The sequence below is a fragment of the Paenibacillus sp. FSL L8-0708 genome, assembly GCF_038009325.1.
GTDB lineage: Bacteria > Bacillota > Bacilli > Paenibacillales > Paenibacillaceae > Paenibacillus_AQ > Paenibacillus_AQ odorifer.
This window is the reverse complement of record NZ_JBBPBC010000001.1, coordinates 7,231,436-7,257,292: the sequence shown is the minus strand read 5'-3', so window position 1 is coordinate 7,257,292 and position 25,857 is coordinate 7,231,436. Positions and strand designations below refer to the sequence as shown.

Below are 25,857 nucleotides of genomic sequence, written 5' to 3'. Positions count from 1 at the left end.
TGAATTATTATGTAAATAATTGTGATAAATATATTTGATTTAGGATGATTAGGAAAATATGATTAAAAAATAAATTCCTGAAAATGGATTAAGTCATAAAGAGAGAAAAGGGGGGATTAAGGTGAGGCCAAGGACTGTATCGTGGGTGGTTGTTTCCGCAGTAGTATTACTATTACTGGTTAGCTGCAACAGTGGCAATTTACCAGGAAAGAAGAAATCTGAGTCTGAGCAAGTTCAGGCAAGTCCGGTTGCACCGCTAGCCTCTTCAGCTGTAGTTGAAGAACAATCGAAAGTAGCGTTGCCTTCATTGACAGTGGAAAAAAGGCTAGAAGATTTTGATTACATGTGGAAGATTATTGAGGAGAACTATCCTTTCCTAGAGGTGAATAAACGTCTCAATGGAGAGGATTGGCTTGCTAAAAAAGAGGAATACCGCAATAAAATAGCAGCCGTGAAATCGGATGATGAGTTTTTGAGACGAATGAGATTTGTCCTTAGCAGATTAAACAATGGGCATACGAATTTTATATCCAAGGAGGAATATCCTTGGTACCTACATACCTATGTTCAGGCAGGTTTTGGTTATGAACCTTGGATCGACGTGGTTCAACAGCCTAACGTATTGGCCCGTTACAACCAGAAACCTTTAACGGAGCAGCAAAACTCTAATGAACTCAATAACGATATACATAATGGTGGAGATGGAGTAGGAGATGTAACAAAAAAGACTTCTGGGAATGTAAAAAAAGTCATTATAGAGCCCGATCGAATCGCTTATCTCGGCATGCAAAGCTTTGACGGGAGTCTCATGGAGATGGACAGCTCCGAGATCCATGATTTTTTAATAGAGGTAAAGGACTATAAGACCTTAATATTAGATATCCGTGGAAATGGGGGAGGAAACAGTAATTATTGGAGAATTCATATTGTTCCTCTGTTGATTAATAAACCTATCGAATATAATACATACTTCCTTTATACAAGAGGCAAATATGCGGAGACTTTTATGCAGGCACGTCAGATCACAGCCGGGCAACAACCTATTTCCGGCATCAAAGATGAGCAACTGCCTAATCTGCCATCTGAGGCTTTAAAGATGTTCAAGACATATAGAAAAATAAATGATGTAGTAACTCCTAATAAATCTGTTGGATTTGAAGGGAAAATCTATTTGCTGGTAGATAGCTCTGTGTATTCATCAGCGGAAGGTCTTGCAGCCTTTGCAAAAGGCACCGGGTTTGCAACGGTTGTAGGCGGCAGGACAGGTGGGGATGGACTAGGGATAGATCCGCTTGTTGTTGCATTGCCAAATAGCGGTTATGTATTCAGGTTTTCCTTTGAAATGGGTCTGAATTCTGATGGAAGTTGTAATGAAGAGGTAAAGACTGTGCCTGATGTGGAGGTTGATCCAGATAAATCTAAGCCATTACTGGACCAGCCGGCGATAAAAAAGGTATTAGAGCTTGCGCGTTCGGACACATCTGCTTGACATCCGGTGTTGCTGGCGAATATGTTCTAATATATAATGGTTTAGATCGTATAGCTTATTCGGATGATCAATTTAGCTGAAAATAGGAGTTGTCATATAAATGGCTTTGAAAGCTGGAATCGTCGGTCTTCCTAACGTAGGAAAATCCACATTGTTTAATGCGATAACGCAAGCGGGAGCAGAATCCGCTAACTACCCTTTTTGTACCATTGACCCTAACGTTGGTGTTGTTGAAGTTCCAGACGAACGTCTTGATAAACTGACTGAGCTGGTACAGCCGAACAAGACCGTACCTACTGCTTTTGAATTTGTGGATATTGCTGGTCTCGTGCGTGGTGCGAGTAAAGGAGAAGGACTAGGCAACAAGTTCCTGGCCCATATCCGTGAAGTAGATGCTATCGTGCATGTGGTTCGTTGTTTTGAAGATGAGAACGTTACCCACGTTGATGGAAAAGTAAATCCGATCAGCGACATCCAGACCATTAATCTGGAGCTGATTCTTGCTGATATTGAGAGCATTGAGAAGCGGATTGAGCGTTCCCGTAAGAATATCAAAGGCGGCGACAAGAAATACGCTCAAGAAGTTGAACTGCTAGAACGCGTCAAAGAAGTGCTCTACGAAGATAAACCTGCACGCAGTATAGAATTGTCTGATGACGAGAAGCTTATTATTCGTGATCTTCATTTGTTAACATTGAAGCCAGTGCTGTATGCGGCGAATGTAAGTGAAGATGAAGTGGCAAGTGCTGAGGACAATCCTTATGTACAGCAAGTTCGTGATTTCGCAGCTACTGAAGGTGCAGAAGTGGTTCCGATCAGTGCTAAGGTGGAAGCAGAAATTGCTGAGCTTGAAGGCGAAGATAAAGCTATGTTCCTGGAAGAGCTGGGACTGGAAGAATCCGGCCTTAACCGGTTGATTAAAGCGGCTTATAAACTGCTTGGCTTGTATACGTATTTCACAGCAGGCGTTCAGGAAGTTCGGGCGTGGACGATTCGCCGCGGCACCAAAGCACCTGGAGCTGCCGGTGTGATTCATACAGATTTCGAACGCGGATTTATCCGTGCTGAAGTAGTGGCTTACGCGGATCTTGTGGCAGCTGGTTCCATGAACGGTGCGAAGGAACGTGGTCAACTACGTCTTGAAGGTAAAGAATATTTGGTGCAAGACGGCGACGTAATGCATTTCCGTTTTAACGTTTAAGAAGTTTTAAGTGTACGAATGATAAAGGGGTCATCTCGAGCAGTGGGAGTTTCTATTGCTGGGATGATCCTTTTTAAAAATATAAGCTTTTTATTAAGGTATTGTGCGTACGGAACTGTAGCCATTTCACAATATCTTTGGTATAATATAAAGTCGTATATCTATTTTTATGACAGTACAAATTTGATGTTATATTTGCGAATTTGAAATTGAATCAGGAGAGGTGAATTCCCTTGTTGGACCGATTGCAATCCCTGGCGGACCGCTATGAGAAGCTCAGTGAACTGCTTTGTGATCCGGATGTTGCAAACGACAGTAAGAAACTGAGGGACTATTCCAAAGAACAATCAGACCTACAGCCCGCATTTGAGGCGTATACTGAATATAAGAGTGTAATGGAAGAGCTTGAAGCTGCTAAGCAGATGCAAGGCGAAAAGCTTGATGATGAGATGAAAGAAATGGTCAAGATGGAAATTGATGACCTTTCCAAACGTCAAGTGGAGCTGGAAGAGAGAATCCGCGTATTGCTGCTGCCTAAAGACCCGAATGATGATAAGAACGTAATCGTTGAAATTCGTGGTGCAGCGGGTGGAGATGAAGCAGCATTGTTCGCTTCAGACCTTTACCGGATGTACACTCGTTATGCTGATGCACAAGGATGGCGCGTTGAGTTAATGGATGTTAACGCGAGTGATCTTGGTGGATTCAAAGAGGTAATCTTTCTTATTAACGGCCGTGGTGCATACAGTAAGCTGAAATACGAAAGTGGTGCGCATCGCGTACAACGTATCCCAGCGACCGAATCCGGAGGTCGTATTCATACCTCTACTTCTACGGTGTCTGTGATGCCGGAAGCTGAGGCTTTTGAGATCGAGATCCATGATAAAGATATTCGCGTGGATACCTTCTGTTCAAGTGGTGCAGGCGGACAGTCTGTAAATACGACCAAGTCTGCAGTACGTGTAACCCATGTACCTACAGGCATCGTTGCTACCTGTCAGGACGGTAAGTCACAGAACTCCAATAAAGAAAAAGCGCTGCAAGTGCTTCGTGCCCGTATCTCTGATATGAAACGGCAGGAAGAAGAAGCGAAGTATGCTGGGGAACGGAAGAGCAAAGTAGGTACGGGTGACCGTAGTGAGCGCATTCGGACGTATAACTTCCCGCAGAGCCGGGTTACAGACCATCGTATTGGCCTGACACTGCACCGTTTGGAGCAGGTTATGAACGGAGAAATCACTGAAATTATCTCAGCCCTTTCAATCGCTGAACAAGCTGACTTGATGGATAATATGGATAATGGAGAATAATGCTTTGAACGATGGCGTATATGTCATGTCGGAAGTCAAAAGCATCCGGGAAGCCTTTGCGGAGGCTTCTTCTTTTTTGAGCCGGAGCGGCTGCAATGAACCGCAGCGCAGTGCACAATTGCTGCTGGAGCATGTGCTTGGAGTGTCTGGCGCAGCTTATTACATGGCGCTGGCAGATCCTTTTCCAGCTGCGGTTAAGGAAGCATTTGAGGCGGGAGTTACCCGCCGGGGTGCTGGTGAGCCGGTGCAGTATATCATCGGTGAGCAGGAATTTTACGGGCGGCCTTTTGAGGTGACGCCTGACGTGCTTATTCCGCGGCCGGAGACGGAGCTGCTTGTCGAGGCGATTTTACGTTACGGTGCGGAGCTTTGGCCGGAAGGCGTCGTAACGCCGGGCGAAGCGGCGTTGGATAGCGCGGGCGGCGCTGCGGCCCGCAACGGAGGCGGCGCGGGGGACGCGCGCACCGCAAGACCGCTGACCGCCGTCGATATCGGCGCCGGCAGCGGTGCGATCTCCGTCACGTTGGCGGCGGAAGCGCCGGCGTGGCGGGTCTGCGCCGGCGATATTTCGCCGGCGGCTCTGGCTGTGGCCGAGCGCAACGCTTTGCGCAATGGCACAGCTGTGGACTTTCGGCTCGGCGATCTGCTCGAGCCGTTCGCGGGGATGGAGACGGATATTCTCGTCTCCAACCCGCCATACATCCCCGGCGAGGATATCGCCGGGCTGCAGCGTGAGGTGCGCGACCATGAGCCGCGCACTGCGCTGGATGGCGGAGCGGACGGGCTGGACCCGTACCGCCGCATGATGGAGCAGCTGATGCTGCTCCCGGCACCGCCGCGCCTGATCGGCTTTGAGCTTGGCTTCGGTCAAGCTGAGCAAGTCGCTGCACTCCTTGCGGCAGCGGGCCATTGGACCGAGATTATCACCATTAATGATCTGGCTGGAATCCCGCGTCATGTGCTAGGCATAACGAGATAATATTGCCTGCTATGCAGAGGGTTCATTTTGTCCGGAGTAGAGAAATTGTATTTTCAATCCGACTTCCTTTACAATAGAATTTAGCAGGATTTCTTAGGGGATCATAAAGAAAGCCCAGATATAGAGTAGGGAGGCAGAGCGTGCTTCAGAAGATTAAAAAGATTGATGGTGCTATTGTAGTCGTTCTGTTATTACTCATGGTGGTCAGCATCTTCGCCATATATAGCGTTACTCATGGAAGAGAGAAGCTGGACGGACATCATATTCGTATGATGATGTATTATGCTATTGGTTTTGTAGCTTTTATTGGAATGACCTTTTTGGATTACAGAATATTAGTGAAATATGCGATATATATTTATTTGTTTGGGATAGGGATGCTGGTGCTCGTCAGCTTTTTGGGCGAGACCAAAAATAATGCGCAAGGTTGGTTGACCTTGCCGGGGGGCCTGAGTCTGCAGCCTGCAGAGCTGTTCAAGCTGATATTAATTCTTTTTCTGGCAGCCATGCTTGTCCGCAAGAATAAGAGTAAGCTTCTGTTCTGGCGGGATGTTGTACCGCTCGGCCTTCTGACCTTGTTTCCGTTCCTTATTGTCCTTACCCAAAATGACCTTGGGAATGCCTTGTCTTACGTTGTGATTCTTGCGGGTCTGTTGTGGATTGGCAATATTAAATACACGCATGCATTAATCGGGCTGGTCATCGTGGCTAGTTCTGCGATTGCAGGAATTATGAGTTATATCCATTATCACGATGAAATTAAAACCTTCCTAACGGATATTGGACGATCTCACTGGATTGAACGTTTTGATCCTTGGCTTGTTCCAGACAAAGCGACATCCAAAGCCCTTTATCATACTAAAAACGCCAAGCTGGCGATTGCATCAGGTGGAATGAGCGGCGAAGGCTACATGAACGGCAGCTCCGTTCAGACGGATCGGGTGCCATATACGTATTCAGATTCTATCTTTGTGCAGATTGCCGAAGAATTTGGGTTTGTAGGTTCGGCGTTTGTGTTGCTGCTGTACTTTATTTTGATTCACCGGATGATTCTGATTGCGCTGGAGTCTAGGGATAGAGCTGGCCCTTTCCTGATTGTCGGTGTTGTCGCGATGATGTTGTATCAGATTTTTGAGAATATCGGCGCATTTATCGGCTTGATGCCCTTGACTGGTATTACGTTACCTTTCATCAGCTTCGGGGGTACATCACTGCTCATTAATATGGCCAGCATCGGGCTGGTAATGAGTGTGCGCCTGCACGGGCAAGAAGTGGAAGAGGATTTTCCTAAACCTACTCCTTATGCAGCTGCCAAACAGGTGTAACCACGAAATAAAGTAGAACCGTCAGGTCCTTATTGTTTAATAGGGGTGCTGGCGGTTCTTTTTGATGGAGGACGGCTTCGTCGGATTGGTGTAATACGTAATACGGGCCGTTTCAGGTAAGCAGGCTGGAAGTAATTCGTATTCGTATTTGTATCCTGACTCGGACTCAGATGCCCTTATACTCGAATATTAACTACGTATTGGATAGTATCGGACCGCAAAGACGTTATTTGATCAAAAAGACTGGATTTACTGCAAAATGGCAAGTAATAACGACTCTGGAGTCCGCAAAAGTTCCCGTGAAGCAATAAATCCATAAATAAAGTCTGCGGAGTCCGTTAGGTTTGGATCATAGAGTAAAATCACGTCAGAGTGTAATTTTAATAGAAAGATATTTTATAGATTGGCTACATAAATTTGGAATTATATTCACGAATGTTCTACAATAGAAAGGAACGACTTTCCCTGAGAGAGGAGAGTTGAAACCTTAACAGAGTAAGGGGCTTGCAGATGCTTCAAAAGTTCAAAAAGATTGATAAGGTAATCGTTACTGTTCTGATTATGTTGATGGTGATTAGTATTTTTTCAATATACAGTGTAACCAATGGAAGAATAACGCCTCCGATGAAATTGGATGGATTTCATTTACAAATGCTTAAATACTATATTTTAGGTTTTGTAGTTTTTATTGTGCTCGCTTTTGTGGACTTTAAGATATTTGTTAAACATGCACTTTATATTTATCTCTTGGGCTTAGTCTTGTTAGTGTCGGTTAGTTTTATTGGTAAAGTAGAGAACGGTGCTCAATTGGGACTTGAGATCGGTGGACTTAGGTTTCAGCCTGCCGAGCTGTTTAAATTGGTATTGATTCTTTTTTTATCATCGATCTTAATTCGAAAACAAGGGTCTACCTTAACCTTCTGGAAAGGGATTGTTCCTCTCACCATTCTTACGTTCATTCCATTTGGTATAGTGATTATGCAAAATGATTTGGGGAATGCCCTTAGCTACATCGTAATATTAATTGGACTTTTATGGATTGGGAATATCAAATTGTCGCATGCGCTCATCGGCTTGCTTATAGTGGGTGGGATTGGTCTTGCTGGGATTTTGAGCTATATAAACTATCATGATGAAGCAGTCAATTTTTTTGAAGGCATTGGTAAGGATCATTTAGTGGAGCGGTTTGACCCTTGGCTGGTACCTGATTTAGCGACAGAGAAGGCGAGCTATCACACGAAAAATGCCAAAATAGCTATAGCCTCCGGGGGAATGAGTGGGGAGGGATATATGCAGGGCAGCTCTGTGCAGAATAATCGTGTCCCATATACCTATTCGGATGCGATATTCGTGCAGATTGCCGAGGAGTTTGGATTTGTGGGGTCTGCGCTGCTGCTCTTGCTCTTTTTTATTTTGCTGCATCGGATGATATTGATTGCTCTCGAGAGTAAGGAGCGTAGCGGACCATTTCTAATCATTGGAATTACGGCTATGCTGTTGTATCAAATTCTTGAGAATGTTGGAGCTTTTATCGGCCTGATGCCGTTGACAGGAATAACACTTCCGTTTATCAGTTATGGAGGCACGTCTCTTCTGATTAATATGGCCAGCATGGGGGTCGTGATGAGCGTGCATCTTTATGGGCAGGATGTAGAGGAAGATTTGCAGCTGCATAAGGAGCTGGCATTGAAGTTATAAATTTAATAGATTCATAGGTTTGCAGTCTCTTATCTCCGGGCATACTACTAGCATGAGAGTTAAGAGGAGAGGGGCTGCAACAAATGAACGATAATCATATGGATAAAAGAGATTCCTTACGTGTAACTTTTAAGTATACTGCCATTTTAATTTGTTTTTTTATGGTCCTCATGATGGCTTGGGAAGGTCAAAAAACCGATGCTGCAGTAGCTGAAGTATCTATTCCCCAAGAATCTATCCGGTTACGTATTCTGGCTAATTCTGACGGAGCGCAAGATCAGCTGGTGAAGCGGCAAATTCGCGATAAAATTGTGGAGCAAATGAACCAGTGGGTATCTGCTCTTGAGGATCCACAGAGCTTGGAGCAGGCACGTGCTCTGATTAGAAATCATCTGCCGGAGCTTAACGCGTTGGTTGGATCAGAGCTGGAGAAACGGGGCATTGAATATTCCTATAAAGTGGAGCTGGGCGTAGTCCCTTTTCCAACCAAATTATACGGTGGCACCGTCTATCCTGCTGGGGAGTATGAAGCTGTTCGGGTCACACTTGGTGCGGGCAAGGGGCAAAATTGGTGGTGTGTACTGTTTCCTCCGCTTTGCTTTATCGATGCAGGCTCTGGAGATGCGGCAGCACCTGCTGCTGACAAAGGTACAAAAACAGTGTCCGCTGCTGGTGCGGATAACAGTGCTAAGGTGAAATCAGCAGCTGCAAAAACAGTGCAGGCTGATTCCTCGGCAGGAAGTGCTTCATCAGGAGAAACTGCTGCTGAGCCAGAGGTACGGTTCTTCGTCTGGGAGCTGCTGCAGAACCTTTGGAACTGGATCAGTGGATTATGGTCGTAAGACCCCAGATATGTTACTATTTTATAAGCAGATCTATCACGGCTCCCTACTGGGGCCGTTTTTTTGCTAAGCTAAATTATATCTTCTAGAAAGCCTGTGATGAGAATGAGTGAACACAATAATCCTTTATTCGCCGTTCAGCGGCGGAGTGGAAATAGAGATGAGACTGTATACTGGAAGTTGAATTCCGCTGAGGGAACGAACTCTGAGGTATTTCAGCCGAATGAAGCTGACAAGCTGGCGATAGCGGAGGCAGCAATAATGCTTCGTGAAGGCGGAACAGTGGCTTTTACAACCGAAACCGTCTACGGGCTAGGGGCGGATGCCCGAAATACGGCGGCAGTTGAGGCTGTTTTTGCGGCAAAAGGACGGCCCTCTGACAATCCGTTAATTGTGCATATTGCGGATACGGCAGCTTTGGACGAGCTTGTTGCAGAGGTGCATCCTAAGGCGGCCGCGTTGATGGCAGCTTATTGGCCTGGTCCGCTGACAGTTGTGCTTCCTGTTCGTGAAGGTGTACTGTCGCCCTGTGTGACGGCGGGTTTGGATACGGTTGGTGTGCGGATGCCGGATCATCCGGTAGCTCTAGCACTGATAAGTGCCGCAGGTTGTCCAGTTGCGGCGCCCAGTGCTAATCGTTCGGGTCGCCCGAGCCCGACATTAGCTTCGCATGTGATGGAAGATTTGGCTGGATACATTGATGGCGTCCTTGATGGTGGTGCTGCTGGAGTTGGACTAGAGTCAACAGTCGTGCAGGTACAGCCTGACGGAAAAGTTGCTGTGCTGCGCCCCGGCGGGATTACTTCGGAACAATTGGCTGCAGTGGTGGGAGCAGAAGCTGTAAGCTCAGAGCCCGGTAATGCTGAGACAACTGCTGCCGCAACCGCAACCGCTACTGTCTTGGCTGATTCGGGGACGACAAACTCTGTTATTGATTTCAGTACTGCTGAGCCAATCACAGCTAAAGCAACTACCGCGCAATCTTCAGCGGATTGCCTGAATGTTAACAATCGTGAGCCTTTCGAAAGGGCTTCCGCATCTATTGAGAAGTATGGTGCGGATGCTGCTGGCGATATTTCGGCGCCGCGCGCGCCGGGCATGAAGTACACGCACTACGCACCGCGCGGCTGGCTTGCTGTAGTGCGCGGCTCTTCCCCGCAGCGCGTGGCGGATGAAGCCGCTAGTCAACTTCAGGCGGCGCAGCTAAACGGCGAGGTCACGGGCTTACTCCTCTTCGAGGAGCATAAGGCCCTTTATCCCGCCGACCCTGCCGCCTGTGTCCTTTCCCTCGGCTCGTTATCCTCGCCGGAGGAAGGGGCTCGCTCCCTATATGCCGCCTTGCGGCGCTTCGATGAAGCGGGAGCGACTTACATCTTAGCCGAGGCTTGCCCGTATACCGGCCTCGGCGCTGCCATTATGAACCGGCTTATGAAAGCCGCCGGCGGATCTGTCATCGACGCCGGATGACCACGGCATTGCTTTTTCGTATATGACTCCCATATGAAGTCATGAATACCCCCTTGTCCGCATATCGTTGTTGTACAAGATATTTCGGACTTGGGGGGTTAAGCATGGGCTTAGGAGATGTATATACCGAATGGGGGCAGATTGTTACCATTACTATAATGGCGGTTGCATTAGGGATGGATGCCTTTTCGCTCGGTGTAGGGATCGGGATGAAAGGTATTCGTCTGCTGCATGTTCTGCAAATGAGTCTGCTCATTGCTGTTTTTCATATGCTGATGCCTCTCCTGGGTTTATTGACAGGAAGTTATGTCGGACACCTGTTAGGTCAAGTAACGACTTATGCTGCTGGAGGTCTTCTAGTTCTTTTGGGCGGGCATATGGTGTACAACTCCTTTCGTCCGGATACAGGAAGCTCACGAGCTATGGATCATCGAACCTTGTGGGGGATGATACTTCTTTCGCTCAGTGTCAGTATTGACTCTTTCTCCGTGGGGGTATCACTGGGGATGTTTGTGAATGGAGTACTTTTGACCATCTTAGCCTTCGGTGCTTGCGGGGGACTAATGTCGATTCTAGGGTTGCTAATTGGACGGCATGTCAGTCGTGGTCTCGGGGATTATGGAGAAGCGCTAGGCGGTGCAATACTTTTGGGGTTTGGCTTGCTATTCATCTTTTGATACAATAACGGCATTAGAATATTTAATTTCATGGGGGTGCAAAACATGCTGCATATTTTATTCGTCTGCACCGGGAATACATGCCGAAGTCCTATGGCTGAGGGGCTTTTACGAAAGCTCGCGAAGGAACGTGGAATCGACCTGGAAGTGCGGTCTGCAGGTGTATCCGCCATTTCCGGTACTTCTATATCAAGACATGCTGCAGCTATACTGCAGGAAGAAGGAATTCATGATTCAATGGAGTCGTCACAATTGACAGGTCAAGCTGTCGCTTGGGCCGACCTTGTGCTGACCTTGACGGGTGGGCATAAGCAGCATTTGCTGCAGTATTTTCCGGATGCTGTAACGAAAACCTATACATTGAAGGAATACGTGCATAATGAAGATGCGGTGACGGAAGATATCAAGGAATTGGACAGCCTTTACGCAGATGCGGAGTTGAGCTTAGCCCTTGGTGGTGAACCGAATGCAACGGATCTGCAGCGGATGATTGAGATTCGCCAGCGTATTCCGAGCTTCGATATTTCTGATCCATTTGGTGGCACGCGTGAGGACTATGAGCTAACTGCTGCTGAGATTCGCACTGCGCTATTCAGTTTGCTGGATAAGCTGGAAACCTTCCGCCATTTGTAAATGGTTGATTTTCAGTTCACTTTGCTTTAAGATGAAGTTACAAATAATCGGTTCCGATGTAACTGGCGACAAATGTGGATCAAACCACGATGGAGCATCGGAATAAACGGCCGGTCGCCTGGGCAAAAGAGCAAATCCGCAGCTACCTGCGGACTGCTCTTTTTTGTTTAAAATAAGCTTGTTTGAAGTTTGAGGAGGTAGAGTGATGGACGAAGTTGTGGAGCTATCATTAACTGAAGCCACCGTCACTGTGTTAAGGGAGTTGGCGGAGGCTGGTAACCTTGGGTCAGGCAAAATTGTTGTCGTCGGAGTGAGCACAAGTGAGGTTGCTGGTGTCCGGATTGGAACTGGTGGTGCACTTGAAGTTGCAGAACAACTGCTTGAAGGTGTTCGTTTAGTAGCAGCGGAAAAAGGATTTCATCCGGTGTATCAGTGCTGCGAGCATTTAAATCGTGCACTTGTCATGGAACGCTCTCTGCTAGAGTCACTTGGTCTGAAGGAAGTATCAGCTGTACCTATACGAGGTGCTGGAGGTTCGATGGCTACGGCTGCTTATCACGCTATGAAAGATCCTGTTTTGGCGGAAACGATAGAAGCTCATGCTGGTTTAGATATTGGCGAGACACTGATAGGAATGCATTTACGGCGGGTAGCCGTTCCTTTCCGTCCGACTCTACGATACATTGGAGCAGCCAGAGTGAATGCGGCATGGACCAGACCCCCACTAATTGGCGGGGAACGTGCGGTATATCGTGCTCCAGAACAAAGTGGTTCACAGTTTTGTGATTAACGAACTTTAGTTTTTATATTTTTTGCAGAAACGTAGACCTAAGTCTCTTTATGGCGGGCAAATCGTTTCTACTTAAATACAACATTTCTACACACACTAGGGAGGAAATAAGAACATGGAACAATTGCGTAAGAGTGACCCGGCAGTACTGGAAGCGATGGAACTGGAACTGAAACGTCAGCGTGCCAACATTGAGCTTATTGCCTCAGAGAATATCGTTAGCGAAGCCGTAATGGAAGCTATGGGCTCCGTGCTTACGAACAAATATGCAGAAGGTTATCCAGGCAAACGTTATTATGGCGGCTGTGAAGATGTAGATATCGTTGAGAACCTTGCTCGTGATCGGGCAAAAGAATTGTTTGGCGCGGATCATGTCAACGTACAACCACATTCCGGCGCTCAAGCAAATATGGCAGTTTATCTGGCTGCACTTAAGCCTGGCGACACCGTTCTTGGAATGAATTTGGCGCACGGTGGTCATTTGACACATGGTAGCCCAGTTAATGCTTCTGGATTGCTTTATAACTTCGTTGCTTATGGAGTACAAGAAGATACTTTCCTAATTGATTATGATGAAGTACGTAAAGCAGCCTTCAAACACCGTCCAAAAATGATTGTAGCTGGTGCTAGTGCCTATCCGCGTATTATTGATTTCGAAAAACTTGGCGCTATCGCCAATGATGTGGGTGCGCTATTTATGGTAGATATGGCCCATATCGCAGGATTGGTTGCTGCTGGTCTTCATCCGAGCCCGGTTCCTCATGCTCATTTCGTTACAACTACTACGCATAAGACTTTGCGCGGTCCCCGCGGAGGTATGATTATGTGCAGACAGCCATGGGCAGCTGCTATTGATAAAGCGGTATTCCCTGGTTCCCAAGGTGGACCTCTGATGCATGTAATTGCTTCAAAAGCAGTCGCATTTGGTGAAGCATTGCAGCCATCCTTTAAGACTTATGCTCAAAATGTAGTGAAGAACGCTAATGTTCTTGCAGAAACGTTGATCAGCGAAGGGGTTAACATTGTATCCGGAGGTACAGATAACCACTTGATGCTGCTGGATACCCGTAATCTGAACATTACCGGAAAAGATGCGGAAAAAGTACTAGATTCCATCGGGATTACTGTGAATAAAAACGCAATTCCATTTGATCCTACAAGTCCTTTCGTAACAAGCGGTATTCGTATTGGTACACCTGCAGTCACATCCCGTGGTATGGACGAGCAGGCGATGGTCACTATTGGACGTATCATTGCTAATGTTCTAAAGAATCCGAAGGATGAGGCAAACTTGGCAGAATCTGCGCGTCAAGTGGCTGAGTTGACTGACCAATACCCTCTTTATCCAGAGTTGAAATACTAATTCTTTGCTTCTAATAAGAAATGATTCTGCCTCCATCCATACCCTCTTCCGGGTTTGATGGAGGCTTTTTTGTTGCATATTGTTCACAAATATCACTGTAGGTAATAGATGAAATTGAATGAAATTAATCATGAAAGTTCATGGAATTTTCAATAAAATTAGTGAAAATAATGTGAATAGTATGAAAAAGCCAAAGTTGCACAACATAATCTAGGTTTTATAAGTGATTGGTTTCCTAATTAAGCCAATCATTACCTTTAAAAACAAGGAAATACAAAGGAATATGTTCAATGTGAGTTCAAGTACCATTCTGAGGTGAAATGCAGCGGCGGGAGTGCTATAATAGACAGGATTTAGCCACTGAGAAGCAAAGCGCTTTCTATGGCTATAGACAAGACTTACAATTACCGGAGGGACAGTAAATGGGAAAATTGGTGATTTGCGATCATCCTTTAATTCAACACAAACTAACATTTATTCGCGACGTTAGAACAAACACGAAGGATTTCAGAGAACATGTTGACGAAGTTGCCACATTGATGGCTTATGAGATTACACGTGATATTCCACTAGAGACCATTACGGTACAAACACCGGTCACTGAGACGGAAAGCAAAGTGATTTCGGGAAGAATGCTGGGGCTTATTCCTATTCTTCGTGCGGGTTTAGGTATGCTTGAAGGTGTACTGAAGCTTCTACCTGCGGCTAAAGTAGGACATGTAGGGCTTTTCCGTGATCCAGACACTCTTCAACCAGTGGAGTATTATATCAAGCTTCCAACGGACGTACAGGAACGTGAATTGATAGTAATTGATCCGATGCTTGCTACAGGCGGATCCGCAATTGCTGCGATTACCTCACTGAAGAACCGTGGCTGTACACAGATCAAAATGATGAACTTGATTGCAGCGCCAGAAGGTGTTGCTGCAGTTCAGGAAGCTCATCCGGATGTTGATATTTATGTAGCAGCGCTTGATGATCATTTGAATGAACATGGTTACATCGTGCCAGGTCTTGGTGATGCTGGTGACCGTCTTTATGGAACCAAGTAATAAGTAATTAAGTATTAAGTATAGTAATGCGAGAATATTTGATGAGAGGGTAGGGGTTATGTCCAAAATCAAAGTAATGACTATTTTCGGAGTGCGCCCCGAGGCGATCAAGATGGCTCCTCTGGTTCTTGAACTGAAGAAGCATCCTGAGCATATCGAATCAATAGTATGTGTAACAGCACAGCATAGAGAACTGCTCGATCAAGTGTTGGAAGTGTTTAATATCACCCCTGATTACGATTTGGACGTGATGAAGGACCGTCAGACCTTGAATGAGATTACTATTCGTGTGCTTGAAGGTTTGGAACCTGTACTGAAAGAAGTTAAACCTGACCTCGTGCTGGTGCATGGGGACACCTTAACAACGTTTTTAGCTAGTTACGCTTCCTTCCTGCAGCAAATTCAGGTTGGGCACGTAGAAGCAGGACTTAGGACATGGAACAAATTGTCTCCGTATCCTGAAGAAATGAACCGTCAACTCACAGGTGTGTTAGCTGATCTGCATTTCGCTCCAACCGATTTGTCAGCTAACAATCTGAGACACGAGAACAAAAAAGAATCAAGTATTTATATCACAGGCAACACCGTAACTGATGTGTTTCAATATACCGTACAGCCGGATTACCGGCATCCTGTTTTGGATTTTGCTTCAGGAAAAAGACTTATTTTGATGACCGCTCACCGCAGAGAATCTCAAGGTGAACCGCATCGTAATATCTTCCGAGCTATTAAAAGAATCGCTGATGAATTCGAAGATGTCGCCATTGTTTATCCTGTGCATCCGAGTCCTGCCGTTAAGGAACCTGCGCATGAGATACTGGGAGGACATCCGAGAATTAAGCTGATTGATCCGCTGGATGTCGTGGACCTGCATAATTTTTATCCGCATACCCACTTGATATTGACCGATTCCGGCGGTCTGCAAGAGGAAGCTCCTTCTTATGGAGTGCCTGTTCTTGTGCTTCGTGATACAACGGAGCGTCCCGAAGGGATAGAGGCTGGAACGCTGGAACTTGTGGGCACGGACGAGGAGAAGGTGTATCAACGGACACATGCTCTTTTGACTGATAATGAGCTCTATCAGTCGATGAGTCGGGCCGCCAACCCGTATGGAGATGGCAAGGCTTCCCAACGGATTGTCAATGCGATTTTGCACCATTTTGGTGTTAATAAGGAACGTCCTGAAGAGTTTCACAGAATGTTCACAAAAAATAAATAATTTCAATTAAACTAATATCTGATCTGATTAAAATCAACATACAGTGAAACTGTACGGTTTATATGGTTTTGGAACGTTTTGCTGTGATTATTTTCATGTTTTCAAGGGTTTTTAGGCAATGTTCAATGAATTGACAAAGACTCAGGAAATTCAGTAAAATTAGTTGGGATTGTAGCCCATGAAAGAACAAAATAGCAAGGACAGCTTGTTACAGACCGCGCTTGTCATTGGAAGTGCAGGCACTTTGCTTGCCGCTTACATTCTTATTGGTTTTTTTGCGGCAAGATGGCTGAAAGACCTGATGGAGGGGCCGAAATATTGGCTCGCCATTGGCACTATAACTGGAATGATTCTGGGAATTGTGAATGTCGCCTTGTTAATTAAAAAATTTTTGGGGGAGCAGAATGGATAATATGACTCCCATGATCAATACCGTCACTAGAGTTACGCTCGTCCTTATGGCAGGACTCTTAATGGGCTGGGTGCTTCATCATGAGACCCGGGCAATTACACTGGGCATGACTCTGGGTCTGGTGGCGGGATTGGTAAACTTTCGTTATCTGGCCGTCAAGGTTCGACGGGTTACGCAGTCGATTGCGAGCAACGAAGGGAATGCCTTCAGCCTCGGTTTTGTTACACGGATTAGCTTCGCAATTTTGGTCACCATGTTCTCGGTCAAGATTGAGCATTTCTCCCTGGTAGCAACTGTTTCGGGCGTATTCATTCCTCAGCTTCTCGCCATTCCTGCGGGGATATATCTGAGTGTGAAGAATAAGCTTTAACCAGATTAAAGAGAAAGGGGGATGATACTATGCATGACATGCCGAAAATATTTGTCGGGGGAATACCGATAGATTTATCCGCCGTGTTGATGCTTCTGATCAGTTGTACAGTGGTATTTGTTCTGGTTATGCTTTCGGTTCGTAAGCTTTCCGTTGAAAATCCATCCAAGCTTCAGAACTTCATGGAATGGGTTGTGGAATTTGTAGAGGGTGTCATAAGCAGTGCCATGGATCTGAAGAAAGGAAAACCTTACATATCTTTAGGGTTGACATTGATTCTGTTTATCTTTGTTTCCAATCTACTTGGATTGCCTTTCTCCGTTGTAACTGAGGCGCATGGACCTGTAACAGTGTTTGGCCACGTGATTGAAGCAACTAAGAACTTGGCGAATGGTGAGCATGCAGAAATTTTATGGTACAAGTCGCCAACTGCTGACATTAATGTCACTGCAGGATTGGCAATCATAGTATTTGTACTGATGAACTTTCTGGGCATTAAGCTCAACGGCAAACATTATTTCAAACACTACATCGAGCCGTTTCCAATCTTTTTGCCACTGAACATTATCGAAAACCTGGCAAAACCTGTAGCGTTGGCTATTCGTCTATTCGCTAACATTTTCGCCGGAGAAGTACTAATTACAGTCATTTTGAAGCTGGGGATTCTCAGTATTCCGTTCCTGGCTGTATGGCAGGGCTTCAGTATTTTCGTCGGGGCGCTACAAGCATTTATCTTTACGATTCTGACGATGGTTTATATCGCACAGATGACGATTCACGAAGAAGAAGCACATTAATGAACTGCTGCGAAGAGAACGGCTATCGTCTGATTTTCCTTCGTGGGAGATATCTTATATCATTAAACACAAATATGAACCGAAATTAAAGGAGGATATTTACAAATGGAATTTTTAGCAGCAGCAATAGCGGTTGGATTGGGTGCACTTGGCGCAGGTCTTGGTAACGGTATGATCGTTAGTAGAACAGTTGAGTCCATCGCTCGTCAACCAGAAGCGAAAAATGCTTTGCAAACAACAATGTTTATTGGTGTAGGTATCGTCGAAGTTATTCCGTTGGCAGCAACAGTTATCGCATTCCTGATTATGTTTACTTAATAAACCGTAGTTACGGTTTGGCGGGGACGGCCGATGCCATCCGCGCCTTACTTTTGTATACGTCCGCATGACGCGGTAACGGAAGGGAGTGACCTCAGTGGATATTGTTTGGACAAACATAGTATTTTCAATTGTCGCCTTTGGGATTTTATATTTCTTGCTTAGCAAGTATGCGTTCAGCAAACTTTTTGCAGTTATGGAGAAACGCCGTGAGCTGGTAATGCAGCAAATGGACGAAGCTGCGAAGACTAGAGAACAAGCGGTCGCGTATGTGGAAGAGCAGAAGCAAGCGCTGAACAGTGCACGCCAGGAAGCTCAACAGATTATTCAACAATCGCAAATCACAAGCAATCTACAGGTAGAACAAACTTTGGCACAAGCCAAAGCAGATGCAGCACGTGTCAAAGAAGAGGCCGTGCGTGATATCGAGAACGAAAAGAACAAAGCAGTGGAAGAGTTGCGCAGCGAAATTGGAACGGCATCTGTTCGTATTGCTTCTAAACTTCTTAAGAAAGAAGTTAGTGCTAACGGCGAGCAGGAGCAACTTGTGAACCAATACCTCAAAGAGGTAGGAGGCCAATCATGAGCCGCGATACGGTAGTTGCCAAGCGCTACGCTAGAGCATTGTACAGTGCAGCGGTAGAGAAAGGGATTACCCTTGAAGTAGAAGAAGAGCTCAAGGCAGTGGTTGGATTATTACATTCCGACCAAGAGATAAAGCGGTTTATTCTTGCACCGCGCATCTCGGAGTCCGACAAGCTGAAAGTGCTGCGCACAGCGCTTCAAGATAAGCTCTCTCCCATCGTGATGAACATTGTAGAATTGTTAGTAGAGCGAGGCAGAACCGATATTTTTGCCGATCTGCTGGATACGTATATCAAGATTGAAGGAGACGCTCTTGGCATTGGTGATGCTAAGGTATACTCTGTTTATTCTTTAAGTGAAGAAGAAAAAGCAGCTGTAGCTGCAGAATTCGGCCAACTCGTAAACCGTAAAATCCGGATTACGAATGTGGTGGACCCAAGCCTGTTGGGAGGACTGAAAGTTTATATCGGCGATACGCTGTATGACGGCAGTCTGTCTAACAAATTGGAGCGTCTCGAGAAATCCTTTAATGATAAGCATAGAAGATAGGGGTGAGGATATTGGGCATCAGACCTGAAGAGATCAGCACTTTGATCAAAAGTCAAATTGAGGAATATAAAGCCGATATCGAAGTTGCCGAAGTCGGCACCGTCATTCAAGTCGGCGACGGTATCGCCCGTGTCTACGGTCTGGAAAACGCAATGGCAGGCGAATTGCTAGAGTTCTCCAACGGAGTAGTGGGCATGGCGCTCAATCTGGAAGAAAGCAACGTCGGTGTTGTTATTCTGGGTGAGTACAAGGAAATTCGTGAAGGCGATCAAGTAAAACGTACAGGACAAATTATGCAAGTTCCTGTTGGTGAAGCTCTGCTCGGTCGTGTAGTTAACGCACTTGGTATGCCGCTTGACGGCAAAGGCCCAATTGCTACAACTGAATTCCGTCCTGTAGAAAATAATGCACCAGGTGTTATCGATCGTAAATCGGTACATGAACCGATGCAAACAGGTCTTAAAGCCATTGATGCGATGGTACCAATCGGTCGTGGACAACGCGAACTTATCATTGGTGACCGTCAAACAGGTAAGACTGCAATCGCAATTGACGCGATTATCAACCAAAAAGGCAACGGCATGAAATGTATTTATGTTGCCATTGGTCAAAAGCAATCCACAGTAGCACAGGTTGTAGAAACTCTTCGCCGTCATGGCGCTTTGGAATATACAATCGTTGTAACTGCATCGGCTTCCGAGCCGTCCCCATTGTTGTATATTGCTCCATACGCAGGTTGCGCAATGGGCGAATACTTCATGTACAAGGGCGAGCACGTACTGATCATTTACGATGACCTTTCGAAACAAGCTTCGGCTTATCGCGAATTGTCCTTGCTGCTTCGTCGTCCACCGGGTCGTGAAGCATTCCCGGGTGACGTATTCTACTTGCACTCCCGTCTTTTGGAGCGTGCAGCTAAGCTTAGTGATGAGCTCGGTGGTGGTTCATTAACCGCACTTCCATTTATCGAAACACAGGCATCTGACGTATCAGCTTACATTCCTACGAACGTAATCTCGATTACAGATGGTCAAATCTTCCTTGAATCCGATCTGTTCTACTCTGGTCAACGTCCGGCAATCAACGTCGGTATCTCCGTTTCCCGTGTAGGGGGCTCCGCTCAAATCAAAGCGATGAAGAAGGTAGCCGGCTCGCTCCGTTTGGATCTTGCCCAATATCGCGAACTTCAAGCCTTCTCACAGTTCGGCTCAGATCTTGATAAATCTACACTTGCCCGTCTGAATCGCGGGGCACGTATGATGGAAGTTCTGAAACAAGGTGTGAATCAGCCGTTGTCTGTTGAGCATCAAGTGCTTAGCTTGTACACAGCTGTAAAAGGATATTTGGATGATATTCCAGTTAAAGACGTAAAACGTTTTGAAAAGGAATTCCTTGCTTACATGGATAGCAGTGCAGCTGATGTAGCTCAATCCATCAGGGATACAAAAGATTTGACAGCTGATAACGAAGCCGCTCTTAAAGCAGCGATTGATACCTTTAAAAGAGGTTTCGCTACTAGCTAATATAGATAGACTTTAACGGATTTTACTAAGTGAGCTTTGGCTCTGCCGAAGCTCAGGCTGTGCTTATGAAGTAGCTTTGACTTCGTCAAAGTTAAGAGAATGCTTACGAAGTTAGCTTTGACTCCGTCAAAGCTAAGATGATGCTTACGAAGTTAGCTTTGACTCCGTCAAAGCTCTAAGGTGGTGAAATCATGGCAAGAAGCATGCGTGATATTAAACGTCAAATTAAGAGTGTTCAAAACACAAGACAGATCACAAAAGCGATGGAAATGGTAGCCGCATCCAAGCTGAGAAAAGCTCAGGAGAAGGCAATTGCCGCCCGTCCTTATGCTGAGAAGCTAAAAGAGGTTGTATCGAGCATTGCGGCTGGCACAGAAGGTGTTCAACACCCTATGCTGGTTAGCCGCCCTGTGAAGAAGACTGGTTATCTAATCGTTACCTCTGATAGAGGGCTTGCAGGTGGTTACAACGCTAATATTTTGCGTAAGGTGACGATGCTCATCGCGGAGAAGCATAAGTCCAAAGATGAGTACGCATTGTTTGTTATTGGTCGTAAGGGCCGTGACTTTCTACGTCGCCGTGAATATCCGATTGTACAGGAAGTTACTGAGCTATCGGATGCGCCGAAGTTTGCTGACATCAAGTCTATCGCGAATTCGGCAGTACAGCAGTTTGTAGATGGTACGTATGATGAGTTGTATGTTTGTTACAATCAATTCGTCAATGCTATCACCCAGATCCCGACCGTTGAGCGACTGTTGCCTATGGATGGAGTAGGGAATCAAGAGCATCATGAAGCTTCTGCAAACTACGAATATGAACCTTCACCGGAAGGCGTGCTAGAAGTATTGCTTCCAAAGTACGCTGAAACTTTGATTTATAGCGCTATTCTGGATGGCAAGGCCAGTGAGCTGGGTGCGAAAATGACAGCTATGGGCAGTGCAACGAAGAACGCGTCGAAAATGATCGGAGAACTTACCCTTACGTACAACCGTGCCCGTCAGGCGGCAATTACGCAGGAAATTACCGAGATCGTGGCCGGAGCGAACGCGCAGTCTTAAAATACAAGAAAAGTTAAACTAAGTGCTTAACTTGTCTTGTGTTTTACGAGAAACAGTGTCGCTTGCTTAGGGTGCATAGCTCCTTAAGAACGGCACTGTAAGTTCTTCTTAAAATATAAGAAAGTATGGTTTTACACTATACAAAATGCTTATATTTCTACGAGAAACGGTTGTCATCTTTATATGACGACAACGTCGTTTCTTCTTGATGTAACAGCTTTCGAGGAGGGAAAAGAAGATGAACAAAGGACGCGTTGTAAGCATTATGGGTCCGGTTGTCGATATTGAATTTGAACGCGGCCAGTTGCCCGAGATTTTCAACGCTATCAAAATTGAAACCGTCTTGGACAATGGTCGTCAGCTTAACCTAACACTTGAGGTTTCCAATCACTTGGGAGACAATCTGGTACGTTGTATCGCGATGTCTTCTACTGATGGTCTGGTTCGTGGACTGGATGCGATCGATCAAGGAGGTCCAATCTCGGTTCCTGTAGGGGAAGCGACATTAGGCCGTGTATTTAACGTACTTGGCAATCCAATTGATAACGCTGGTGAAGTTCTTGCTGAGAAAAAGAACCCGATTCACCGTCTCGCACCAACATTTGATGAATTGTCAACACAAGCGGAAATCTTGGAAACAGGTATTAAAGTTATCGACTTGCTCGCACCTTATGCTAAGGGTGGTAAAGTCGGCCTCTTCGGCGGTGCCGGCGTAGGTAAAACAGTAACAATCCAGGAATTGATTAATAACATTGCCCAAGAGCACGGTGGTATTTCCGTATTCGCAGGTGTCGGTGAACGTACTCGTGAAGGTAATGACCTTTATCACGAAATGACGGATTCCGGCGTTATTAAGAAGACAGCAATGGTCTTCGGACAAATGAACGAGCCTCCAGGTGCACGTCTTCGTGTAGCTTTGACCGGTTTGACCATGGCGGAATATTTCCGTGATGTGGAAGGCCGCGATACGCTGCTCTTTATCGATAATATATTCCGCTTTACCCAAGCGGGTTCCGAAGTATCCGCTCTTCTCGGCCGTATGCCATCTGCGGTTGGTTATCAGCCGACTCTGGCTACTGAAATGGGCCAGCTGCAAGAGCGTATCACATCGACTAAAAAAGGTTCAGTTACATCGATTCAAGCAATCTACGTACCGGCGGATGACTACACTGACCCTGCTCCGGCTACAGCGTTTGCTCACTTGGATGCAACAACTAACCTTGAGCGTAAAATTTCCGAGAAGGGGATTTTCCCAGCGGTTGACCCACTGGCTTCCAGCTCGCGTTTGCTCGCTCCAGAAATTGTTGGTGAAGAACATTACAACGTGGCACAAGGTGTTAAACAATTGCTGCAACGTTATACCGAGCTTCAAGACATCATTGCCATCTTGGGTATGGATGAATTGAGTGAGGATGATAAGGTTATCGTAGCTCGTGCTCGTAAAGTTGAACGCTTCCTGTCGCAGCCATTCCACGTGGCTGAACAGTTCACTGGCTTTAAGGGTAAATATGTACCAATCAAAGAAACTGTACGCAGCTTTAAGGAAATCCTGGATGGTAAGCATGATGATCTTCCAGAAGCAGCTTTCCTATTTGTAGGTACGATTGAAGAAGCAGTAGAAAAAGCGAAATCGATGTAACCTGAGCTTAGCTAATGCTTTCGATGCAAGCTTTACTTCGTAAAGCTTAGTGCATGCTTTCGAAGCGAGCTTTACAATGTAAAGCTTTAAGGAGGAATGGAAGTGAATACCTTTTTGTTGGAAATTGTCACGCCGGAGCATCTCGTTTACTCCAAGCAAGTGAATAGCTTGATTGTAAGAGGGGTCGAAGGCGAGTTGGGTATTTTGCCGGGACACATTCCGCTTGTGACTCCACTTCAGGTTGCTCCGTTATCCGTCAAATCGGACGGTGTTACGATCTCCATCGCTGTTCATGGCGGGTTCGTTGAAGTGCATAAGGACAAAGTAACCGTGCTGGCTGAAAGTGCCGAGCTGCCGACAGATATCGATGTTGAGCGCGCCGAAGCGGCTAGAGAACGGGCTCAACGCCGTCTCCAGACTCGGAGCAAACAAGATGATATCGATCACCGCCGTGCGGAATTGGCGCTGCAACGCGCTGTTACACGGATTAAAGTGTCCACTGGAAAAGGACAACAGTAGGATAAAAGCAGTCAAGCCTTAGGGTTTGACTGCTTTTTATTATAGTAATCTATTGAAAAAAGGTTAAAATTTCTTCATTATTTTGGATAATGGCGTTGAATTGTTTAAAAATTTGTAAAAGTACTGGATTCTTTTGCCCTTCACAAGTATGATATAAGAGTCGATTTCCGAGTAATACGAACACGGAGGGTTAGCATGGAGGATATATTGTCGGGTGGGTTGTCTAGCGCAGTTGGAACCAGCAGTATGGTCTCAATGATTGTATCTTTGCTCAGTGTTGTATTATCTTGGTGGGCATTGCAGAACCTTAAGCTCGATTTGGTCATAAGATATCCCAAGAGTCCTCAGGGAAGGCTGCTGCACTTGCTGTTGGCCATTGTACTTGGTCGTTTTGTAGCGGGGTTCTTCCTGGATTACCTGAGCTGGAGTGGGATGATCCGATATATGTTTTAAGGGGATGTAGTTTGGTTATAAGTGTCTTAGGTCGCAGTGGTCAAAAGGTGTCGAATAATAAGGTTTTATTATGTCAACACTGAACTTTAAGGAACATGCCCGAGTAAATGGGCGTATTGATGGAGTAGAGAACTTTTTTGCAATTACTTTAATCTAAAAAAATAATTTAAGAAATAATGGACGCGGAGGGAAACCGAAAATGAGCAAATTTATCGTCCGCGGTGGCAACAGATTGACCGGGAGCGTGAAAGTTAGCGGCGCAAAAAATTCCGTATTACCGATCATAGCCGCCTCTCTATTGGCAGAAGAAGGAGTAAGCGTCATTGTAGACGCACCTCCGCTTGATGATGTGATGACGATATCAAAAATGCTGGAATCTCTGGGTGCAGGGGTTACATATCAGAACGATATTATCCAAGTGGATGCTACAAATATCACATCCTGTGAAGCACCTTATGAATGGGTTCGAAAAATGCGGGCGTCTTTTTTAGTCATGGGCCCACTGTTATCTAGACTTGGTCAGACAAGAATTTCCCTGCCAGGCGGCTGTGCCATTGGTACACGACCGATTGATCAGCATTTGAAAGGGTTTGAAGCACTGGGTGCGGAGATTAGTCTCGGCCAGGGCTACATTGAAGCGAAAAGCAACGGACGCCTGCGCGGTGCCAAAGTGTATTTGGATGTAGCAAGCGTAGGTGCGACCGAAAATATAATGATGGCAGCTACACTAGCCGAAGGCGTGACCGTTATCGAGAATGCGGCTAAGGAGCCTGAGATTGTCGACCTGGCCAATTACTTGAATGGTATGGGCGCAATCGTACGCGGTGCGGGAACAGGCGTTATCCGTATTGAAGGGGTAGAACGTCTGCATGGGGTCAAACATCATGTAATCCCTGACCGTATCGAAGCAGGTACGTACATGGCGGCTGCAGCAATTACCGGTGGCGATGTATATGTGGAAGGCGCAATTGCTGATCACTTAGGTCCTGTTATTGCTAAGATGGAAGAAATGGGTGTAACCATTATTCCTGACGAGAACGGTATTCGTGTAATCAGTGACAAGCCTCTCAAAGCTGTTGATTTGAAGACTTTGCCGTATCCAGGTTTTCCTACGGATATGCAGTCGCAAATGATGGCATTATTGCTGCGTTCTGAAGGTACCAGTGTCGTTACAGAAACTGTATTTGAGAACCGGTTTATGCATGTGGATGAATTCCACAACATGAACGCTGAGATTAAAATCGAAGGTCGCTCGGCGATCGTTACAGGTAATGCACAATTGGTCGGAGCTAAGGTTTGTGCTACGGATCTGCGTGCGGGAGCTGCGCTTATTTTGGCAGGTCTGGTTGCTGAAGGCACTACTGAAGTAAGCGGAACTCATCATATTGACCGCGGGTATGTTCATTTGGCTGAGAAACTGTCCGGACTGGGTGCGGAAATTTGGCGCATCTCCATGGAAGACACTTCAGCGCAAACCGTGAAGGATGAAGTTCTTAAACCGGAAGTATCCAAGAGTGAATCGACTAAAAACGAAGAGGTTAAACCACGCTTTCAGGTTCAACCAACTTGGGTATAATATCAATCAT

At 45.9% G+C, this 25,857-nt stretch carries 26 protein-coding genes and 1 riboswitch; all 26 genes read left to right on the top strand.

The features are described 5' to 3' along the window. Positions 1-121 precede the first annotated feature (121 nt). The 26 genes from NYE58_RS34090 to murA all read left to right on the top strand — a co-directional run bounded on the left by NYE58_RS34090 (position 122) and on the right by murA (position 25,847). A complete protein-coding gene (locus tag NYE58_RS34090) occupies positions 122-1,489 on the top strand; it encodes a S41 family peptidase (RefSeq protein ID WP_143761912.1) in 1,368 nt (455 codons plus the stop codon). A gap of 100 nt (positions 1,490-1,589) precedes the next feature. Further along, positions 1,590-2,690 (top strand): redox-regulated ATPase YchF, encoded by a 1,101-nt coding sequence (ychF, locus tag NYE58_RS34085; protein WP_036681604.1) that lies wholly within the window; start codon positions 1,590-1,592, stop codon positions 2,688-2,690. Between the two features lie 233 nt (positions 2,691-2,923). After that, the gene (gene prfA / locus NYE58_RS34080) at positions 2,924-4,000 is read left to right on the top strand and encodes a peptide chain release factor 1 (RefSeq protein ID WP_036681601.1); all 1,077 of its coding nucleotides are present in this window, start codon (positions 2,924-2,926) and stop codon (positions 3,998-4,000) included. Positions 4,001-4,025: 25 nt separating this feature from the next. Continuing rightward, positions 4,026-4,979 (top strand): peptide chain release factor N(5)-glutamine methyltransferase, encoded by a 954-nt coding sequence (gene prmC / locus NYE58_RS34075; protein WP_341004333.1) that lies wholly within the window; start codon positions 4,026-4,028, stop codon positions 4,977-4,979. 140 nt (positions 4,980-5,119) lie between these two features. Further along, positions 5,120-6,304: an FtsW/RodA/SpoVE family cell cycle protein gene (locus tag NYE58_RS34070; RefSeq protein WP_076276921.1), complete on the top strand. Its 1,185-nt coding sequence runs from the start codon at positions 5,120-5,122 to the stop codon at positions 6,302-6,304. A gap of 510 nt (positions 6,305-6,814) precedes the next feature. Then, positions 6,815-8,002, top strand: coding sequence for an FtsW/RodA/SpoVE family cell cycle protein (locus NYE58_RS34065; protein WP_076276920.1), 1,188 nt, complete (start codon positions 6,815-6,817; stop codon positions 8,000-8,002). A gap of 98 nt (positions 8,003-8,100) precedes the next feature. Then, complete coding sequence (gene spoIIR, locus NYE58_RS34060) at positions 8,101-8,844, top strand: stage II sporulation protein R (protein ID WP_076099806.1); 744 nt, start codon at positions 8,101-8,103, stop codon at positions 8,842-8,844. Between the two features lie 105 nt (positions 8,845-8,949). After that, entirely contained in the window at positions 8,950-10,311 is a 1,362-nt protein-coding gene (locus tag NYE58_RS34055) for an L-threonylcarbamoyladenylate synthase (RefSeq protein WP_341004068.1), read from the top strand. Between the two features lie 104 nt (positions 10,312-10,415). After that, a complete protein-coding gene (locus NYE58_RS34050; protein ID WP_038573646.1) occupies positions 10,416-10,988 on the top strand; it encodes a manganese efflux pump MntP in 573 nt (190 codons plus the stop codon). 45 nt (positions 10,989-11,033) lie between these two features. After that, entirely contained in the window at positions 11,034-11,621 is a 588-nt protein-coding gene (locus tag NYE58_RS34045) for a low molecular weight protein arginine phosphatase (RefSeq protein WP_076123934.1), read from the top strand. A gap of 48 nt (positions 11,622-11,669) precedes the next feature. Further along, positions 11,670-11,752: riboswitch (ZMP/ZTP riboswitch) on the top strand. A gap of 74 nt (positions 11,753-11,826) precedes the next feature. After that, on the top strand, positions 11,827-12,411 hold the full coding sequence (locus NYE58_RS34040; protein WP_076099682.1) for a TIGR01440 family protein: 585 nt from the start codon (positions 11,827-11,829) through the stop codon (positions 12,409-12,411). A 115-nt stretch (positions 12,412-12,526) separates the two neighbouring features. Then, positions 12,527-13,774, top strand: coding sequence for a serine hydroxymethyltransferase (gene glyA / locus NYE58_RS34035; RefSeq protein WP_038573642.1), 1,248 nt, complete (start codon positions 12,527-12,529; stop codon positions 13,772-13,774). Between the two features lie 422 nt (positions 13,775-14,196). Further along, positions 14,197-14,826 (top strand): uracil phosphoribosyltransferase, encoded by a 630-nt coding sequence (gene upp / locus NYE58_RS34030; RefSeq protein ID WP_036681583.1) that lies wholly within the window; start codon positions 14,197-14,199, stop codon positions 14,824-14,826. A 58-nt stretch (positions 14,827-14,884) separates the two neighbouring features. Continuing rightward, positions 14,885-16,045: a non-hydrolyzing UDP-N-acetylglucosamine 2-epimerase gene (gene wecB, locus NYE58_RS34025; RefSeq protein WP_076123932.1), complete on the top strand. Its 1,161-nt coding sequence runs from the start codon at positions 14,885-14,887 to the stop codon at positions 16,043-16,045. Positions 16,046-16,223: 178 nt separating this feature from the next. Next, complete coding sequence (locus tag NYE58_RS34020) at positions 16,224-16,457, top strand: AtpZ/AtpI family protein (protein ID WP_036681579.1); 234 nt, start codon at positions 16,224-16,226, stop codon at positions 16,455-16,457. Continuing rightward, the gene (locus tag NYE58_RS34015; protein WP_036681578.1) at positions 16,450-16,827 is read left to right on the top strand and encodes an ATP synthase subunit I; all 378 of its coding nucleotides are present in this window, start codon (positions 16,450-16,452) and stop codon (positions 16,825-16,827) included. Before NYE58_RS34020 ends, NYE58_RS34015 begins: the two co-directional genes overlap by 8 nt. A 29-nt stretch (positions 16,828-16,856) precedes the next feature. Then, on the top strand, positions 16,857-17,624 hold the full coding sequence (gene atpB / locus NYE58_RS34010; protein ID WP_036681575.1) for a F0F1 ATP synthase subunit A: 768 nt from the start codon (positions 16,857-16,859) through the stop codon (positions 17,622-17,624). 105 nt (positions 17,625-17,729) lie between these two features. Further along, positions 17,730-17,942: a F0F1 ATP synthase subunit C gene (atpE, locus tag NYE58_RS34005; protein ID WP_036681574.1), complete on the top strand. Its 213-nt coding sequence runs from the start codon at positions 17,730-17,732 to the stop codon at positions 17,940-17,942. Positions 17,943-18,039: 97 nt separating this feature from the next. Beyond that, the gene (gene atpF / locus NYE58_RS34000; RefSeq protein ID WP_076123930.1) at positions 18,040-18,528 is read left to right on the top strand and encodes a F0F1 ATP synthase subunit B; all 489 of its coding nucleotides are present in this window, start codon (positions 18,040-18,042) and stop codon (positions 18,526-18,528) included. Then, complete coding sequence (locus NYE58_RS33995; protein ID WP_076123928.1) at positions 18,525-19,076, top strand: F0F1 ATP synthase subunit delta; 552 nt, start codon at positions 18,525-18,527, stop codon at positions 19,074-19,076. The genes atpF and NYE58_RS33995 overlap by 4 nt, the downstream gene beginning before the upstream one ends. 11 nt (positions 19,077-19,087) lie before the next feature. Next, positions 19,088-20,599, top strand: a complete 1,512-nt coding sequence (atpA, locus tag NYE58_RS33990) for a F0F1 ATP synthase subunit alpha (RefSeq protein WP_036681566.1) — start codon at positions 19,088-19,090, stop codon at positions 20,597-20,599. 191 nt (positions 20,600-20,790) lie between these two features. Beyond that, complete coding sequence (atpG, locus tag NYE58_RS33985; RefSeq protein WP_036681564.1) at positions 20,791-21,660, top strand: ATP synthase F1 subunit gamma; 870 nt, start codon at positions 20,791-20,793, stop codon at positions 21,658-21,660. A 238-nt stretch (positions 21,661-21,898) separates the two neighbouring features. Then, positions 21,899-23,299, top strand: a complete 1,401-nt coding sequence (gene atpD / locus NYE58_RS33980) for a F0F1 ATP synthase subunit beta (RefSeq protein ID WP_036681562.1) — start codon at positions 21,899-21,901, stop codon at positions 23,297-23,299. 102 nt (positions 23,300-23,401) lie between these two features. Beyond that, complete coding sequence (locus tag NYE58_RS33975; RefSeq protein WP_036681559.1) at positions 23,402-23,818, top strand: F0F1 ATP synthase subunit epsilon; 417 nt, start codon at positions 23,402-23,404, stop codon at positions 23,816-23,818. 195 nt (positions 23,819-24,013) lie between these two features. Then, positions 24,014-24,271 carry a DUF1146 family protein gene (locus tag NYE58_RS33970; RefSeq protein ID WP_036681556.1) on the top strand — a complete coding sequence of 86 codons (258 nt, stop codon included), beginning with the start codon at positions 24,014-24,016 and terminating at the stop codon, positions 24,269-24,271. 199 nt (positions 24,272-24,470) lie between these two features. Further along, positions 24,471-25,847 carry a UDP-N-acetylglucosamine 1-carboxyvinyltransferase gene (murA, locus tag NYE58_RS33965; protein ID WP_076123926.1) on the top strand — a complete coding sequence of 459 codons (1,377 nt, stop codon included), beginning with the start codon at positions 24,471-24,473 and terminating at the stop codon, positions 25,845-25,847. Positions 25,848-25,857: the final 10 nt, after the last annotated feature.

Coding starts and splice junctions, on each gene's coding strand:
- NYE58_RS34055 (WP_341004068.1), top strand. CDS start 8,950: ATGAGTGAACACAATAATCCTTTATTCGCCGTTCAGCGGCGGAGTGGA.
- atpG (WP_036681564.1), top strand. CDS start 20,791: ATGGCAAGAAGCATGCGTGATATTAAACGTCAAATTAAGAGTGTTCAA.
- murA (WP_076123926.1), top strand. CDS start 24,471: ATGAGCAAATTTATCGTCCGCGGTGGCAACAGATTGACCGGGAGCGTG.
- NYE58_RS34045 (WP_076123934.1), top strand. CDS start 11,034: ATGCTGCATATTTTATTCGTCTGCACCGGGAATACATGCCGAAGTCCT.
- upp (WP_036681583.1), top strand. CDS start 14,197: ATGGGAAAATTGGTGATTTGCGATCATCCTTTAATTCAACACAAACTA.
- glyA (WP_038573642.1), top strand. CDS start 12,527: ATGGAACAATTGCGTAAGAGTGACCCGGCAGTACTGGAAGCGATGGAA.
- atpB (WP_036681575.1), top strand. CDS start 16,857: ATGCATGACATGCCGAAAATATTTGTCGGGGGAATACCGATAGATTTA.
- atpE (WP_036681574.1), top strand. CDS start 17,730: ATGGAATTTTTAGCAGCAGCAATAGCGGTTGGATTGGGTGCACTTGGC.
- prmC (WP_341004333.1), top strand. CDS start 4,026: ATGTCGGAAGTCAAAAGCATCCGGGAAGCCTTTGCGGAGGCTTCTTCT.
- atpD (WP_036681562.1), top strand. CDS start 21,899: ATGAACAAAGGACGCGTTGTAAGCATTATGGGTCCGGTTGTCGATATT.
- NYE58_RS34050 (WP_038573646.1), top strand. CDS start 10,416: ATGGGCTTAGGAGATGTATATACCGAATGGGGGCAGATTGTTACCATT.
- NYE58_RS34020 (WP_036681579.1), top strand. CDS start 16,224: ATGAAAGAACAAAATAGCAAGGACAGCTTGTTACAGACCGCGCTTGTC.
- NYE58_RS34015 (WP_036681578.1), top strand. CDS start 16,450: ATGGATAATATGACTCCCATGATCAATACCGTCACTAGAGTTACGCTC.
- NYE58_RS33995 (WP_076123928.1), top strand. CDS start 18,525: ATGAGCCGCGATACGGTAGTTGCCAAGCGCTACGCTAGAGCATTGTAC.
- NYE58_RS34065 (WP_076276920.1), top strand. CDS start 6,815: ATGCTTCAAAAGTTCAAAAAGATTGATAAGGTAATCGTTACTGTTCTG.
- ychF (WP_036681604.1), top strand. CDS start 1,590: ATGGCTTTGAAAGCTGGAATCGTCGGTCTTCCTAACGTAGGAAAATCC.
- NYE58_RS34040 (WP_076099682.1), top strand. CDS start 11,827: ATGGACGAAGTTGTGGAGCTATCATTAACTGAAGCCACCGTCACTGTG.
- spoIIR (WP_076099806.1), top strand. CDS start 8,101: ATGGATAAAAGAGATTCCTTACGTGTAACTTTTAAGTATACTGCCATT.
- wecB (WP_076123932.1), top strand. CDS start 14,885: ATGTCCAAAATCAAAGTAATGACTATTTTCGGAGTGCGCCCCGAGGCG.
- NYE58_RS33970 (WP_036681556.1), top strand. CDS start 24,014: ATGGAGGATATATTGTCGGGTGGGTTGTCTAGCGCAGTTGGAACCAGC.